Annotated in this window: 15 protein-coding genes; 12 read left to right on the forward strand and 3 right to left on the reverse strand. The window is 67.1% G+C overall.

Going from position 1 to position 15,748, the window contains the following annotated elements:
• Window positions 1–35 precede the first annotated feature (35 nt).
• From rnhC to ABXH26_RS06125, 3 genes are all read left to right on the forward strand, one after another.
• Window positions 36–977: a ribonuclease HIII gene (gene rnhC, locus ABXH26_RS06115; RefSeq protein WP_353566162.1), complete on the forward strand. Its 942-nt coding sequence runs from the start codon at window positions 36–38 to the stop codon at window positions 975–977.
• Window positions 978–1,063: 86 nt separating this feature from the next.
• Window positions 1,064–1,384, forward strand: coding sequence for an HU family DNA-binding protein (locus ABXH26_RS06120; protein ID WP_353566163.1), 321 nt, complete (start codon window positions 1,064–1,066; stop codon window positions 1,382–1,384).
• A gap of 113 nt (window positions 1,385–1,497) precedes the next feature.
• Window positions 1,498–2,001, forward strand: coding sequence for a septal ring lytic transglycosylase RlpA family protein (locus tag ABXH26_RS06125; protein WP_353566164.1), 504 nt, complete (start codon window positions 1,498–1,500; stop codon window positions 1,999–2,001).
• A gap of 10 nt (window positions 2,002–2,011) precedes the next feature.
• Here the strand turns inward: ABXH26_RS06125 and ABXH26_RS06130 are convergent, their stop codons facing one another.
• Window positions 2,012–2,884 carry a phosphatidylinositol-specific phospholipase C gene (locus ABXH26_RS06130; protein ID WP_353566165.1) on the reverse strand — a complete coding sequence of 291 codons (873 nt, stop codon included), beginning with the start codon at window positions 2,882–2,884 and terminating at the stop codon, window positions 2,012–2,014.
• 121 nt (window positions 2,885–3,005) lie between these two features.
• Here ABXH26_RS06130 and ABXH26_RS06135 point away from each other — a divergent pair, with 121 nt between their 5' ends.
• Window positions 3,006–4,502, forward strand: a complete 1,497-nt coding sequence (locus tag ABXH26_RS06135; RefSeq protein WP_353566166.1) for a lipopolysaccharide biosynthesis protein — start codon at window positions 3,006–3,008, stop codon at window positions 4,500–4,502.
• Here ABXH26_RS06135 and ABXH26_RS06140 read toward each other — a convergent pair.
• Both ABXH26_RS06140 and ABXH26_RS06145 read right to left on the reverse strand, forming a co-directional pair.
• Window positions 4,484–5,614, reverse strand: coding sequence for a glycosyltransferase family 4 protein (locus tag ABXH26_RS06140; protein ID WP_353566167.1), 1,131 nt, complete (start codon window positions 5,612–5,614; stop codon window positions 4,484–4,486). The genes ABXH26_RS06135 and ABXH26_RS06140 overlap by 19 nt on opposite strands.
• Window positions 5,611–6,723, reverse strand: coding sequence for a WecB/TagA/CpsF family glycosyltransferase (locus tag ABXH26_RS06145; RefSeq protein ID WP_353566168.1), 1,113 nt, complete (start codon window positions 6,721–6,723; stop codon window positions 5,611–5,613). The genes ABXH26_RS06140 and ABXH26_RS06145 overlap by 4 nt, the downstream gene beginning before the upstream one ends.
• 141 nt (window positions 6,724–6,864) lie before the next feature.
• Here ABXH26_RS06145 and ABXH26_RS06150 point away from each other — a divergent pair, with 141 nt between their 5' ends.
• Genes ABXH26_RS06150 through ABXH26_RS06185 form a run of 8 tightly spaced genes read left to right on the forward strand, consistent with a single transcriptional unit; the run spans window position 6,865 to window position 15,746 of the window.
• On the forward strand, window positions 6,865–7,542 hold the full coding sequence (locus tag ABXH26_RS06150; RefSeq protein ID WP_353566169.1) for a response regulator: 678 nt from the start codon (window positions 6,865–6,867) through the stop codon (window positions 7,540–7,542).
• A gap of 34 nt (window positions 7,543–7,576) precedes the next feature.
• Entirely contained in the window at window positions 7,577–8,119 is a 543-nt protein-coding gene (locus ABXH26_RS06155) for a heme NO-binding domain-containing protein (protein WP_353566170.1), read from the forward strand.
• Window positions 8,119–9,561 carry a PAS domain S-box protein gene (locus ABXH26_RS06160; RefSeq protein WP_353566341.1) on the forward strand — a complete coding sequence of 481 codons (1,443 nt, stop codon included), beginning with the start codon at window positions 8,119–8,121 and terminating at the stop codon, window positions 9,559–9,561. Before ABXH26_RS06155 ends, ABXH26_RS06160 begins: the two co-directional genes overlap by 1 nt.
• A 32-nt stretch (window positions 9,562–9,593) precedes the next feature.
• Window positions 9,594–10,733: an FIST signal transduction protein gene (locus ABXH26_RS06165; protein ID WP_353566171.1), complete on the forward strand. Its 1,140-nt coding sequence runs from the start codon at window positions 9,594–9,596 to the stop codon at window positions 10,731–10,733.
• Window position 10,734: 1 nt separating this feature from the next.
• Window positions 10,735–13,395 (forward strand): ATP-binding protein, encoded by a 2,661-nt coding sequence (locus tag ABXH26_RS06170; RefSeq protein WP_353566172.1) that lies wholly within the window; start codon window positions 10,735–10,737, stop codon window positions 13,393–13,395.
• A gap of 55 nt (window positions 13,396–13,450) precedes the next feature.
• Complete coding sequence (locus ABXH26_RS06175) at window positions 13,451–14,209, forward strand: sugar transferase (RefSeq protein ID WP_353566173.1); 759 nt, start codon at window positions 13,451–13,453, stop codon at window positions 14,207–14,209.
• Complete coding sequence (locus tag ABXH26_RS06180) at window positions 14,206–15,483, forward strand: glycosyltransferase (protein WP_353566174.1); 1,278 nt, start codon at window positions 14,206–14,208, stop codon at window positions 15,481–15,483. The genes ABXH26_RS06175 and ABXH26_RS06180 overlap by 4 nt, the downstream gene beginning before the upstream one ends.
• A complete protein-coding gene (locus ABXH26_RS06185; protein ID WP_353566175.1) occupies window positions 15,447–15,746 on the forward strand; it encodes an STAS domain-containing protein in 300 nt (99 codons plus the stop codon). The genes ABXH26_RS06180 and ABXH26_RS06185 overlap by 37 nt, the downstream gene beginning before the upstream one ends.
• Window positions 15,747–15,748 lie beyond the last annotated feature (2 nt).

The following is a 15,748-nucleotide window of genomic DNA, read 5'->3' on the forward strand; positions in this document are numbered from 1 at the left end:
TTGAAACTTGAAACTGAAAACTTGAATCTTCCCCCGTGCCCGTCACCTCCCACACCGCGCCGCTGACCGTTGAGCAGGCCGAGAAGCTCCGTCCGCTGCTCGCCGACCGCGGCTTCGAGTTCGTGGAAAAACCCTACACCCTCTACGCGGCGAAGAAGGGCAAGCTGAACGTCGCGGTCTATGAGAAGGGCCCGAAGATCCTCGTCCAGGGCAAGGAGACCGAGGACTTCGTCCGTTTCCTGCTGGAGCCGGAGATCCTCGGCGAGGCCCGGCTCGGCTACGATGAAGTCCTCCATCCCGACCGCTTCGAGCCGCATTTCGGCATCGATGAGAGCGGCAAGGGCGACTATTTCGGTCCCTTGGTCATCGCCGGCGTCTACACCGATGCCGCCATCGCCCGCGAGCTGGCCGCGGCCGGCATCATGGACTCCAAGCGCATCACCAGCGCCGCCCGCATCCGCCAGTTGGCGGCCTTGATCCGGGAAATCCCGGGCATCGAGAGCGCGATCGTCTCGATCGGCCCCGAGAAATACAACGAGCTCCACACCAAGTTCGGCAGCATCAACCGCCTGCTTGCCTGGGGCCACGCGCGGACCATTTCCCTGCTCCACGAGAAGCGGCCGGACTGCCCGCGGGCGCTGTCCGACCAGTTCGCCCGCCCGGAGGTCCTCCAGCGGGCGCTCAAGGGGCAGAAGATCGCCATTTCCCTCGATCAGCGGACCAAGGCGGAGTCCGACCCCGCCGTGGCCGCCGCGTCCATCCTGGCCAGGGAACGTTTCATCGACTGGATAAGTAAAACCTCGGAGGCCGGGGGAATTCCCCTACCTCTTGGTGCATCTTCGGCCGTCATCGATGCCGGAAAGCAGCTCGTTGAGCGTCATGGAGCTGCGGCTCTGGGGCGGGTGGCCAAGTTACATTTTCGCACCACAGGGGCCGTGATGGGAAGAAATGGCGATTCTGGCACGGAATCCGCATGAAAATCGCGGTTTTTTCGCGGGACAAACCAATGAACCTGTGATGTCCATCACGGCGCACCGCAACCCGTTACATCTCAAAAGGATCCATGGCCACCGTCACCAAGCGCGAGCTCGTAATCAAGATCAGCAACGAAACCGGCCTCACCCAGCAGCAGGTTTTCGATGTCATTCAGAAGACCCTCGACTCGATCACCGATGCCCTCGCGCACGGAGACTCGGTCGTGATGCGGAACTTCGGTGCCTTTCAGGTCAAGGAGACCAAGGCCAAGATCGGCCGCAATCCGAAGGATCCCACCAAGGACGTGCCGATCCCGGCCCGCGCCATCGTCAAGTTCAAGCCCGGCAAGGAGATGAAGGAGCAGGTCGCCGCGACCCTCCCGATGATCCGCGAGCGCGAGGGCGGCTGAGCCCCCTGCCAGATCCGGATTTCCACGACCCGGCGCCGAGAGGCTCCGGGTTTTTTCGTGCATGGAGGATTATGAAATCGGCTTTTTCGGGTTTCTTAACTAGTTTCCCGCCCATGCGCTGGCTCGTCCTCATCCTGATCGGAGCGCTCCTCGCCTCCTGCGCGCAGCCTCACGGGAACTACCATGGCTACATGACCCGCTCGTACACGGTCCGGGGCCGGACCTATCACCCGATGGGTGTCGACCAAGCGCTCGGCTACGGCGAGGTCGGCACCGCCTCGTGGTATGACGAGTCGTCCTTCTTCGGTCTGAAGCGCGGCACCACCTCGCTCGGTGAAAAAGTCATGCCCTGGCATAACATCGCCGCTCACAAGACCCTGCCGCTGCCGTGCGTGGTGAAGGTGACCAACATGGAGAACGGCAAGTCGGTGAAATGCCGCGTCAACGACCGCGGCCCCTTCATCGGCGACCGCATCATCGACCTCTCCCCGCGCGCCGCGAAAAAGATCGGCTTCCGCGACCAGGGCCTCGCCACCGTGCAGGTCGAGGTGCTGTCCGTCGGCGACGGGAAATACAAGCGCACCCCGCGCCGGAAGTGGTTCTTCGGGATCTTCTGAGCAGCCGGCCTCAGTTCGTCTCGTAAAGCGCGCGCACCAGGTCGGGCGTCGCCAAGTCCAGCAGCACCACGCCGTAGCGGCCCTTCGGATGTTCACCCAGATACTCGCGCAGCGCCCGGTGCACCGGCTTGGAGACCGCGGGGATGTCATGCAGTCCGAAGGCGCGGGTGCGGTAGCCGCTGGTGAAATTCACGAACCAGGTGGCGGGCGGTCCTTTCCGCGCCTCGTCGAGCAGGGAAACGACCTGCCTGCCCTTTTCCGCGGCCTTGCCGACTTGGTAGACGTCCTGCACGCGGAGGTTTCCGCTCTGGAAAACCGCGTTGTCCGGCCACACGGAGGCGTCGATGCCCTTCGGCGTCCGCTCCGCCCGGAATCGCCGGAACAGGACGATTTTTCCGCGGGCTTCCCGCAGCTTCGGGACCCGTGGAGCCAGCCACCAACGGTCGGGGTGCTGTCCCACATAAGCCTCGAAGGTCTCCTCGAAGCCGCGTGTGTTCTTCGCCGGCTTGTGCTCGGGCTTGATGCTCATGACGACCGTTTCGCCCGGATGCCCGTCGAGGAAGCCAAGCGTGGTGGCCAGCACCTCCTCGAAGGTCAGCTTCTGGTCGACCGAGCCATGATAGATCCGGAAGCCGTCCCGCATATGTCGGCAGCGGATATCCAGGAAACGCACGCCCGCCGCGAGCTGCTCGCCGAGGGTCAGCGTCTGGCATTGGATCGTGCCCGGCAGGGGTTCGAAGCGGGCGCCGGCATCGTGCGTGCCGGGCAGGGTCAGCGTCGCCAGCGAGCGCCCGCCGTCGAGCCGGCTCATCCAGTCCTCGCCCGCGCCTTCCGCGGCGACCGCCAGCGCCACCAGCAGGGCCGCGATTTTCCCGAATCTCATGACCACTGCTTAGGAGAGCCCCGTCCGCCCGGCAAGCCGCGCGTTACGCGATCACTGCATAGGCATCCGCGCCGCGGAAAGGCATAACTCCTCCAGCTTTCCCTCACCTTTCCCGAAACTTATGGCCGAGTGGCAGAAACGATTCTGGAGCACGACCGCCAGCGGCTACATCGCGCTGGCGACACGCATGCTGACCGGGCTGGTGATGTTCCGGCTGATGTTCCAGAACTTCAGCGAGGCGCAGTTCGGCTTCTGGGCGCTGCTCTGGTCGCTGTTCGGCTACGGCATCCTGCTCGACTTCGGCTTCGGCTTCACCGCGCAGAAGGCGGTGGCGGAAAAGACGGCCACCGGCGACCACGCGGGACTCAGCCGGCTGCTCTCGACCATTTTCTGGACCTTCGTCGGCATGGCCACGCTGCTGCTCGTCGTGTTCCTCACCATCCGCGGCCCCTTCCTCGCGCGAATGGGCGTCGATGCCGCCCACCATCCGGAGTTCGCGCGGGCCTACACCGTGTTCTTCGTCGGCCTCGCCTTCATGTTTCCGCTCGGTCTTTTTCCGGAAATCCTGCGCGGCCTGCAGCGGATCGACATCGCCAACTGGATGGGCACGCTGTCCACGCTGCTCAACTTCGGCTTCCTCTGGTGGGGCCTCACCGCCCACTGGTCGCTGCCGGTGCTGATGGGCGTCAGCGTCGCCAGCAGCGCGCTGCCGAACTTGATCGCCGCCATCTTCGCGCTGCGCAAGCTGCCGAAGGTCTCGTTCTCGCCGCGCGGCTTCGAGTGGCGCTCGGTGCGCGCGCAGATGGGCTTTTCGGTGGCCGCCTACCTGATCACCTTTTCCAACATGCTGATGGGCAAGAGCGACCAGCTCGTGCTCTCGCTGACCATCGGCGTGACCTATGTCGCCGTCTATCAGGCCGGCTTCAAGATGAGCGAAATGCTCGGCCTGTTCAGCTCCCAGCTCCAGCAGGTGCTTTCGCCCGCCGCGGCCTCGCTGCACGCGCTGGGCGACAAGGCCGGCCTGCGCCGCCTGCTGCTCTCCAGCTCGCGGCTGGTCTTCCTGCTCGTCACCCCCTGCTATCTCCTGGCCGCGGCGTACTTGGAGCCGCTGATCCGCCTGCTCACCGGGCTGGAGGACGTCCCGCGGGAAACCTGGCTCGTCGGCCAGGCCCTCCTTTTCGCCACCTACAGCTCGCAGCTCACCAGCGGCTCCTCGAAGCGCGTCCTGATGATGTGCGGCCTCGAGCGCAAGCTGCTCGCCATCTCGCTGGTCGATGCCGGCGCCAACCTCGGGCTCAGCATCGTCCTCGCCTTCAAGCTGGGCGTGCTCGGCGTCGCCCTCGGGACCATGATCCCGACCACGATCATCGGCTGGTGCTGGATCGTGCCGCTGACCGTCCGCCAGCTGGAGATCGATTGGAAAACGTATCTCTCCCACCACCTCCAGGGCACGCTGGTGCCGCTCGGGGCCTTCGCCGTGGTGCTCGCGGCGGTGATCGGCTGGATCCCCGCGCCGAGCGAGAGCGGCCTGTTCGACCTCGGCTGGCGCGGCGTGCTCTGCCTTTCGCCGCTGCTTCTCCTCGGCCGCGGCGTGATCGGTCAGATGGCCCGCGCGTAGGTCGCCGCCACCTTTTCCGCGGCGATCGCCCAGTCGAAACGCTTCGCATTGGCCAGGCCCCGCTCGCGCAGCGATGCCGCCATTTCCGGAGTCGTGACAAGATCGGTCAACGCCTGCGCCATGTCGGCGACGTCTTCGGGATCGATGCACAGGGCGGCATCGGCCACCACCTCCTCCAGCGCGCCGCGGCTGCTGCTGATGACCGGCGTACCGCAGGCCATGGCCTCGACCGGCGGCAGCCCGAAGCCCTCGAACAGGCTCGGATACACCATCCCGCGCGCGGCGCGGTAGATCGCCGGCAGGTCGGCATCCGGCACGAAGCCGAGGAAGCGGATGTCTCCCGAAAAGGGCGAGGCTTTCGCGGCCGCGTGAATGAACTCGGCGCCATGCCAATCGCCGCCGCCGAGCGCCAGCTGCCAGTCGGAGCCGGTCTGCTGCTTGAACTGGTTGAAGGCCTCGATCAGCCGCACGTGGTTCTTCGCCGGGTGCTCGAGACGGGAGATGTAGAGGAAAAACGGAGCCTCGATGCCGTGCTTTTCCGCTATCCAGGCGCGATCGGCATCGGCGTCGCCGGGCTGGAAGCGGTCGTGATCGATGCCATTGTGCACGACCTCGATCTCCGCCTGCGGGATGCCGAAGAAGCGTTCGATGTCGCGGGCGGTGCAGTGGCTCACGGCGATCAGCTCCTTTTGCCGGCGGGCGAGTTGTTTCACCACCACCCGGCCGTAGAACATACGGGCCACGTCGTACTTCCCGCGCACGTGGAAGGGCGCGAGGTCGTGGATCGTGCCGACCGTCGGGCACGGCGCGTGGTGGACCAGCCGGCGGTAGCTCGGCACGTGGAGGACATCGAGCTTCATGCGCCGCGCGAGCTTCGGCAGCTCGAGCTGGTGCCACAGGATGTTCTTCACCGGAGGTGCGGCAGCTCGCGGCACCGGCACGATTTCACATGCGTCCTTCGCGAAGTCGAACAGAGGCAGCTCGTCCTCCAGCGCGAACAGCTTCAGCTCCAGATCGCGCCGCTGGATCAGCTCGCGGACCAGGGAAAAGACATACTGGGCGACGCCGGAGCGGCCGCCCTGGATCATCGTCGCGGTCAGGCCGGCCTTCATGCGGACTTCGCCAGGGCGAAGGCTTCCTCGAGGGTGGCGACCTCGGTGAACATCGTGCGCAGGCGCATCATTTGAAGCGTGCCGAGCATCGTTTCGCTGGCGCCGGCCAGGATGCAGCGCCCGCCGCGTTCGCGGGCCGTGCGGGCAAAGCGGACCAGCTTGCCGGTGCCGGTGCTGTCGAGGAAGTTCGTGCGCGTGGCGTCGAGCACCAGCGTCGGATGCTCGCCCTCCGGCCACAGCGAGGCATCGCGGGCGGCGATCACGTCGAGCCGCTCGGGCAGCACCACCACCTTGGGAGCGTCGGCCTCCATGTCGCGGATCGCCGGGGCGGCCAGCACGGCCTCGTGGGCGTCGGCATCGGACCGCATGCGCAGCCATTGTTTCAAAAGCCCGGGGAGCACCACGCGGATGTCCGTCCAGTAGCGGCCGGCGAGACGTTTGGGCTCCTGCAGCACGCGGAAAAGCCACTCGAGCCCGCATTTCCGCATCCACACCGGCGCGCGCTTCACGGTGCCAGCGAGGAAATCGATGGTCGCGCCGACCCCGATGGCCAGCGGCACGCCGGCGCGGCGGTAGTTCAGGGCCAGCCACTTTTCCTGCTTCGGGCAGCCGAAGGAAACGAACAGCATGTCGGCCCCCGACTCGCGGACCCGGCGGCAGATGTCCTCGTGGTCCATCCGGTCGAGCGGCGCGAAGGGCGGCGAGTACATGCCGGCGATCTTCAGCTTCGGCCAGCGCTCGAGGATCTTTTCCCCGGCCACCGCCACGACCTCATCGCGGCCGCCCAGGAAAAAAACGCGGAAACCCTTGTCTTGGGCCAGATCGAGCAGCAGCGGAACCATATCACTACCCGCAAGTCGTTCAGGCAAAGGATCTCCCAAGAGCTTGGACATCCACACCAGGGGAGTCCCATCGCAGAAGATAAGATCCGCATCGACGAGGATCTGCTGCAATGCCTCATCTTCCTGGACTTGGGCGAGGAAGTCGACGTTGGCCGTGGCGAGCAGGTGCGGCCGGCCGCTGGCGATCATTTCCTCCGCAATCTCCAATGCCTGGGGCGTGGTCAGCTGGTCGAAGGGCACGCCCATCATCACGATCGGCGGCGGCAAGCGGTGGGACCACGGCCGCGCGCCTACCTCGGGGGGGGCCGGCGGCGACATTACGTGAAATGTTGTAACGGACATTCGACAGGGGTGGTTTGTTTTTATAAATGATCCGCAAGTTCCAAGCTCTAGCTTGCCTTGAAAAACATGGATCCTGAAAAGCATATCCAAGACCCGCCCGACAAGCCACGTCTTCACGTGGCGGTGATCGAGGATGACAAGGTGATCCGCTCGTTGATCAGCAAGCGCATCGGCGTCCGCGGGGACATGGAGCTGGCGGCCGCCTGGACCGATGCCGAAGGCGCGCTGGCCGAGGCGAGGGACCTGCGGCCGGATGTGATCGTGGTGGATCTGGAGCTGCCGGGCATGTCCGGGGCCGAACTGATCCGCACCCTTTCCGAGGCGCTGCCGTGCACGGCCTTTCTCGTGCTCACGGTGCACGACGATCCGGAGCGGGTGTTCGAGGCGATCCGTGCGGGAGCCAACGGCTACCTGCTCAAGGAATCGGCGCTCGCCTCGCTGGCCGACAGCATCGTGACGGCGCACCTCGGCGGCTCGCCCTTGAGCCCGGAGATTGCCGGCCTGGTGATCCGCGCGTTTCAAAAGACCGACCCGCCGAAACCGTCGATGCCGCTGCCCTCGCTGGCGCCGCGCGAGCGCGAGGTGCTGGAGCTGCTGGCCACCGGCATGGCGCCCAAGGAGGCCGCGGCCGACCTCGGCATCAGCTACGAGACGGTGCGCGACTACCTGAAGCACATTTACCAGAAACTCCACGTCCGCAGCCGCACCGAAGCCGTGCTGCGTTTCCTCGAAGCGACCTCGTGAACTTCACCCCCACCCATCAGCCATGTACGGACTCGTGAACAAAGCGATCCGCGACCGCCTCATCGAGCGGCACGGAGAAGAAGCCTGGTACCGCATCCGGGACCGCGCCGGCATCGAACAGGACGTGTTCCTTTTCAATGAAGGCTACCCGGATGAAATCACCTACGCCCTGGTCGCCGCCACCTCGGCCGAGCTCGACCTGCCGGCCGACGAGGTGCTGCGCGATTTCGGTGAGTTCTGGGCGCTCGACATCGCCCACGGGCCGTTCGGCGCGCTGGTCACGGCCTGCGGCAGCACGCTCGGCGATTTCCTGCGCCACCTGCCGGCGATGCACACGCGCACGGCGATGATTTTCCCGGACCTCGATCCGCCGCGCTTCGAGTGCGATGTGCTGGCCGAGGGCAGCGCGCGGCTGCACTACCACACGCCGCGCACCGGGCTCACCCACTTCATCATCGGCTTGGTCCACGGCATGGCGAAGTATTTCCAGACGGCCTGCGAGGTCACGGTGGTGGAGCGCAAGGACGCGGGCGCCGACCATGATGTGTTCGAAGTTTCCTGGGCCCCGAGCGCGTGATGACCGCCACCGCCACGCCGCCGCCACCTGCGCTTCCGGCCGAGCTGTTGCCGGAGGTGTTTCCGTTTTTCCTGCAGTGGGATGGGGAAATGAAGCTCGTGTCCGCCGGTCCCAGCATCATCAAAGCCTGCGCCGGCGCCCGGCGCGGGGTCCGCATGGCCGAGGTCTTCCGCATCCTGCGCCCCGCCGGCGAGTGGACCGCCGGGCACTTCAGCGATGGCACCGCCACGCTGCACCTGCTGGAATCCATCGACACGGGCCTGAAGGTCCGCGGCCAGGTCGCGCGCGTGGAGGGCGGTCATTTCCTGATGCTCGCCACGCCGTGGATCTCCGAGCCGGAGGAGGTCCAGCAGCTCGGCCTGTCGATGTCCGACTTCCCGCCGCACGACCAGACGATGGACCTGCTGCAGGTGGTGATGTCCTACCGGCTGTCGATTGATGACCTGAAAAAGCTGACCCACACCCTGACCGAGCAGCGGGCGAAGCTGCGTGAGCAACGGGCGGAGGCGCGGAAGCTGGCGCTGGTCGCCGCGCGGACACACAACTCGGTGGTCATCACGGACACCTCGGGCTGCGTCGAGTGGGTCAACGAAGGCTTCACCCGCATGAACGGCTGGACGCTGGAGGAGGTCGTCGGCAAGCGGCCGGGCTCGTTTCTCCAAGGCCCGGAAACGGATCGCGCGACGACCGAATTCATCCGCCGGAAGCTCGCCAACAGCGAGCCGATGACCGTCGAGATCCTCAACTACACCAAAAGCGGCCAGAAATACTGGGTGGGCATGGAGATCCAGCCGGTCCACGACGAGGACGGCAGGCTGGTCAACTTCATGGCGATCCAGAGCGATATCACCGCCCGTCGCGAGGCCGACCGTCAGCTTCGCGAGACGGCCGCGCTGCAGCACGCGATGATCCACGCCGCGGGCTATGCCATCATCGCCGCCGACACGGAGGGCACCATCGAGCTCTTCAACCCGGCCGCCGAGCGCATGCTGGGCTACGCCGCCTCGGAGCTGGTCGGAAAATCCACGCCCGGGGTTTTTCACGATCCGGTGGAAGTCTCGGCCCGCGCGCGGGAGCTGACCATCGAACTCGGCCAAAAGGTCGAGCCCGGCTTCCAGACCTTCATCGCCAAGGCCCGCCTCGGCCGCCCCGACCAGCGCGAGTGGACGTACATCCGCAAGGACGGCAAGCGCCTGCCGGTGCTGCTCTCGGTTTCCGCGCTGACGGATGGGGAGCGCATCCTCGGCTACCTCGGCATGGCCAGCGACCTCTCCGAGCAGAAGTCCTACGAGGAAAAGCTGTGCTCGGCGCTGTCCGAGCTGGAGCGCATGAACCGCGTGATGATGAACCGCGAGGAGCGCGTGCTCGAACTCAAGCGCGAGATCAACTCGATCTGCCAGGCTTCCGGCGTCGATCCCCGCTACCCATCGGCGGTCGACTGACGCCGCCACCCGCTTTTTTCCCCGAATTCGCCATGGAGACCCTCACCTGCCACTGGACCCCGGAATCCGGCTGGGACCTGCCGTCCCAGGCCGCGGACCGGCCGGACCTGGTCCTGTATTTTTCCTGTCCGGAAACGATGACCGGTGAGGACTCGCCGGTGCTCGATCTGGTGCGCCGCTTCCCCGACGTTCCGGTCTGCGGCTGCAGCACGGCGGGTGAAATCTCGGGCAGCCGCGTGAACGACCGGTCGGTGGTCGCGGCGCTGGTCAACTTTTCCTCGTCCACCGCCCGGGCGGTGGCGGAGGCGCTCCACGATGCGGGCGACAGCCACCAGGCGGGCCGCCGGGCCGGCGCCCGCCTGGCCTCGCCGGGCCTGCGGCACGTGATGATCCTGTCCGGCGGCCTGGCCGTGAACGGCACCGCCCTGGTCGAGGGCTTCCGCGCGGTTCTCCCGGCGGGGGTGGCGGTCACCGGAGGCTTGGCCGGCGATGGGGACCGTTTTGGGAAAACCCTGGTCGGCCTCGGCGCGGACATCCGCCCGGACCAGCTCGTGGCGATCGGTTTCTATGGTGAAAAGATCAGCGTCGGCTACGCCTCGCGCGGGGGTTGGGAAGCCTTCGGGCCGAAGCGCCGGATCACCCGGGCGCAGGGCAACACGCTCTTTGAACTCGATGGCCAGCCCGCGCTCCAGCTCTACAAGCGCTACCTCGGCGAGCGCGCCGAGGGCCTGCCGGCCACCGGGCTGCTCTTTCCGCTCGGCCTCAGCCGGCCGGCGGATCCCGACCACCTGCTGGTCCGCACGATCCTGGCGATCGACGAGGAAAACCAATCGCTCACCTTCGCCGGCGACATGCCGGAGGGCGCCGACGTCCGGCTGATGAAGGCGACCTCCGTGCAGCTGGTCGAGGGAGCCTCGTCGGCGGCCGCGCTGGCCTTGCCGCCGGATCGTTCCTCCTGCTCGTTGGCCGTGCTGGTCAGCTGCGTGGGCCGCCGCCTGGTGCTCGGCCAGCGGACCGATGAAGAGCTGGAGGCGGTGACCGACCATTTGCCCGAGGGCTGCCCGGCGATCGGCTTTTACTCGTATGGCGAAGCCTGTCCCTGCGACCGCTCCGGCTCCAGCGAGCTGCACAACCAAACCATGACCGTGACCCTCCTCGGAGAGACCGCCTGACATGAATCCCCTGCTCCACCGCCAGCTCCGGAAGATCGATGGCACGGCCGCCGCCGAGGACCCCGCCCTGCGGGAATTTCTCGACCTCGTCGGCGAGACCTACGATGAGTTCGATGCGCACCAGCGGCTGCTCTCGCACACGCTGGAGATCACCTCCGAGGAGCTCACCGAGGCCAACGAGCGGCTGCGCCACGAATCCGAGTCCCGCCTGCGCAGCATCTCCCGGCTGTTCGAGGAAACGCTGAACCAGCAGCCGAACATCATTTTCCGCACCCGCAAGGAAGAGGGGCGCTTCGTGGTCAGTCTGGCCCGCGGGCGCCTGCTCGCCCGCCTCGGCTGGGACCACAGCGCGCTGGAAAAGGACACCATCGGCCTGCTGATCGACGACCCCCGGCACGCCGTGCACTTCCACCAAGCCTGGGGCGGAGAGGAACAGAACTTCGAGGTCGATTTCTGGCACGTGGGCATCGTCTGCGAAGTCCTGCTGCATCCGATTTGGGAAAACGGCGAGGTCACCGAGATCGTCGGCATCGTGACCGACATCAGCCGCCAGAAGGCCGCCGAGGACCGCCTGCGCCATGCCACCGAGGACACCGCCCGCCGCGCGGCGGAGCTGGAAAGCAACCGCCGCGTGATGCTGAGCATGATCGAGGACCTCGACCAGTCGCACCACAAGATCAGCCGCGAGCGCGACCGCGCCAACGCGCTGGCCGAGGAGGCCGCCAGCGCCAACCGGGCGAAGAGCGACTTCCTGGCGACCATGAGCCACGAGATCCGAACTCCGATGAACGGCGTACTTGGCTTCGCCCAGCTGCTCCAGCAGACGCCCTTGTCCGAGCAGCAGGAGGACTTCGTGACCGCCATTCGCACCAGCGCCGAGGCCTTGCTGCGGGTCATCAACGACGTGCTCGACTTTTCCAAGATCGAGTCCGGCCACATGGAGATCGAGGAGCATCCCTTCAGCCTGCAGACCTGCGTGGACGAGGCGCTGGGCACCGTTTCCACCGCCGCCGCGGAAAAGGGGATCGACCTCGCCGCGCGGCTCGATGCGGGCGTGCCGCCGTCCATTTCCGGCGACTCCCACCGACTGCGGCAGGTGCTGGTGAACCTGCTGGGCAACGCCGTCAAGTTCACCCCGGAAGGAGAGGTCCGCCTCGAGGTCGAGGCCGGGCCGACCGACGACGCCGGCCGGGTCGAGCTGCGCTTCCGGGTGTCCGACACCGGCGTGGGCATCGATCCCGGCCAAATCGAGCGCCTGTTCCATCCTTTCCACCAGCAGGACAGCTCCACCTCGCGGCGCTTCGGCGGCACGGGGCTCGGGCTCGCGATCTGCCGGCGGCTGGTCGAGCTGATGGGCGGCGGGATTTCGGTGGAAAGCCGGCATGGCAGCGGATCGACCTTCACCTTCACCCTCCCGGTCACCGTTTCCGAAAACCCGCCGCCGCTGGTACGGCCGATGCCGTACCCGGACTTCGACGGCCGCCGGGTGCTGGTGGTGGATGGCCACCGCTGGTCGCTGCGCGTCATCACCGAGCTGCTCGAGCGCTGGGGCATGGACGTCCGCCCTGCGGCCTCCACCGAAGAGGCGCGGGCCGAGCTCGATGGCTGGGTGCCACAGACGGCGCTGATCGACCAGGCCGAGGCCACCACGCCGGCGGGTGAGCAGTTCGTGCACGACCTGGCCGCCGCGGGTGCGGCCCCGCTGCTGCTCTGCGGCCCCGGCGACCTGCTCACCCCGCGCGACCATTTCCGCGATGCGATCGGCGGCACCCTCTCGAAGCCGCTGAAGGTCTCCCCGCTTTTCAACATGCTGCTGAAGCAAGCCGCCCGCTTCCGCGATCCGGCGGTCGCCCGGCCCGCCCAGGCTCCCGAGCCGGCCGCGGAGCAGTGCTCGCTACGGCTGCTCCTGGCCGAGGACAACGCCATCAACCGCAAGCTCGCCCTGGCCGCGCTGGCGCAGCTCGGCTGCACCCCGGACATCGCCGTGGATGGCGGCGAGGCCATCGCCGCGGCCACCACCCGGCGCTACGATGTGATCCTGATGGACGTGCAGATGCCCGGCATGGACGGCCTGGAGGCCACCCGCCACATCCGCGCTTGGGAAAGCGAGCACGCGCTCCCGGCCACGCGGATCATCGCCCTGACCGCCAACGCGCTGTCCGGGGACCGCGACCTGTGCCTGAAGGCGGGCATGGATGACTACCTGCCGAAGCCGATCCGCCTCCACTCGCTGAGGGAAATGCTGAGGCCGGCCGCGACCGCCGACGAACCGGCCCCCATCGAGCGCCCGGAGGCGCCCGCCACCCGCGCGCTGCGCCAGTTGGCGGTCGAGCTGACGGCCGCCGACGCGGTGTCGCTGGCGACCGAGTTCATCGACGACCTTCCCGGGCAGCTCGATGAAGTCCGCGAGGCGGTCCGCCTCAACAACGACGCCGACGCGCGCCGCCACGCCCATTCGTTGAAGGGCTCGGCCTCGATCTTCTCGCTCGAGGTCCTGCGGCACGCCGCGGCGGCGGTCGAGGAGTCCTGCGCCGCGCGCCGGCTGGAGGAGGCCGGGCGGCGGCTGGAGACCCTCGAGCAGGCCGCCCGTACGGCGACCGAGGACCTGCACGACGCGCTGCATGCGCTGGGTGTCAATACCGTTATTTCTCCCATGTCATGAGATAGCGAATTTGGTTCACTATCATGATTCCGCTGCTTTTCCCATATCTCGAAACATGATCGTCCACGATCCCATCGCCGAGCTTTCCGCCCGCCGCCTGCTGGCCAGCGCGGGCCCGTTCGGCCGCCTGCGGGCGCGCTGCTACATGGCATGGAAACGCGCGGCCTGGCGCTTTACCGTCGGGTGCACCCGTTTCCTCAAGCGCGCCATCGACGTGCTCGCCGCCTCGATCCTGCTGCTGGTGCTCTCGCCGCTGATGCTGGTGGTGGCCCACCTCGTCCGCCGCGATGGCGGGCCGGTTTTTTTCAAGCAGAAGCGCGTGGGCTACCGCGGCGGGGAGTTCGGGATGCTGAAGTTCCGCAGCATGTGCGTCGATGCCGAGGCCAAGCTGGCCGAGCTGCTGAAGCACAACGAGAAGGCGGATGGCATCACCTTCAAGATGAAGGACGATCCGCGGATCACGCCGGTGGGCCGCTTCATCCGCAAGATGTCGATCGACGAGCTGCCGCAGATGATCAACGTGCTGCGCGGCGAGATGTCGCTGGTGGGTCCGCGCCCGCCGCTGCCGCGCGAGGTGGCGCTCTACTCGCCGGACGACCGCCGCCGGCTGCTCACCGTGCCGGGGATCACCTGCCTGTGGCAGATCGGCGAGCGCGAAGGCCGCCTGCTCGAGGTCGGCGACCGCAACGCGATCGAATTTCCCGAACAGGTGGACCTGGACGTCCGCTACATCGAGAGCCAGTCGGTGCTGAAAGACGTGCTGATCCTGATCAAAACCGTGCCGGCCGTGCTGCTGGGGAAAGGAGCCGCATGAAGCGCGCGATCGTCATCTGCCCGGACAAGCGGGCGATCCTCGATGACCTCGCCGGCGACGTGCCGTTGGTGCTGGCAGTCTATCTCGGCAAGCCCTTCGTCGACCATGCGCTTCACGGCCTGGCGGTCGAGGGTTTCACGGAAGTCATCCTTTTCGCCAGCGATCGGCCCGCCGAGCTGCGGGAGTACGTGGGAACCGGCTCGACTTGGGGCATGCAGGTGGAAGTCATCGCCACCCCGCGCGAACTGACGCCGGAGGAAGGTGCCGCGCGTGCGGAAGTGCTGCCCGGCGACCAGCTGATGGTGCTCGACCGGCTGCCCCAGGCACCGCATGTGGCGATCCTCGACGGGCCGGCTGCCTGGCATGAATCCCGCGCGCAACTGCTTCATCTCCTCGCCCCCGGCCAGGTCGGCGTGCGCGAGCGAGCGCCCGGCGTGTGGGTGGGCATGAAGACACGCATCGCGGGCGATGCGGTGCTGGAGGCGCCGTGCTGGATCGGCCACCAGGCCACCATTTCCGCGGGAGCGCACATCGGACCGCGCTCGTATGTGGAAAACGACTCGCTGGTCGAGGTGCGGGCGGAGATCGGCGATTCGACCGTCGGGGCGCGCACTTATCTCGGCAGCATGACTCATCTGGCGCGCTCGATCGCCGCCGGGCCGGTGCTGGCCAATTGGAGCAATGGCTCGGTGACCCGGCTGACCGATGCGTTCCTGCTTTCCCGCCTGGATCCGGTGCGGGAGGCGGCCGCGTCGCCGTTCGGGCGGCTGCTGGCATTGGGCGCGATGCTGCTCACCTTCTGGGTGCCGCTGCTGGCGCTGCTGCTGGCACCGATCCGCCGCCGGCCGTGGCGGGAGTTTCGACAAGCCACGCTGAAGGCCGGACCCGGCGAGCCGCTGCGCCCGCTGTGGTATGCCGAGTTTCCCGCCCTGCCCGGCGGGTGGAAACGATGGCCCCGCCTGTGCCGGGTGGTCACCGGACACTTCAGCTGGACCGGGAATCCCCCCATCGAGGCGATCCAGGCGGCGCAGCTCGTGACCGAGTTCGAGCGCCTGTGGCTGCAGGTGCCGCCGGCCGTTTTCACCGCCCCGGAGGCCGAGGGCTGCGCCGAGCCGTGGGACGATGAAGCCCGCGCCCACGCCGCCCTTTTCGCCAGCCGGCCGACCTTCGCCTGGCGTTGGCGCATCCTCCGCCACGGGTTGACATCGCTTTTTCTCATCCACAGCCCACACACGACATGCACACCGAATCCCGCGCCGACACGCTCCACGTGACCGGCGTCACCGAACTGACCGCCGGCTCCGCCCGGGAGGTCAAGGACCAGGTCCGGCTCCGCCTGACCGATGGTCTCGACAACATCGACTTCGACGCCTCCGTGCTCGAGTTCCTCGATTCCAGCGGCCTCGGTGCGCTGATCTCGATGCAAAAGCTCGCCCAGGAACGCGGCGGCAAGTTGCGCCTTCTTTCGCCGACCCCTCCGGCGACCCAGGTGCTGGAACTCACGCGGCTCCACCGCGTGTTTGAAATCGTTTCCTGAGG

It is taken from the genome of Haloferula sargassicola (assembly GCF_040362925.1).
GTDB lineage: Bacteria > Verrucomicrobiota > Verrucomicrobiia > Verrucomicrobiales > Akkermansiaceae > Haloferula > Haloferula sargassicola.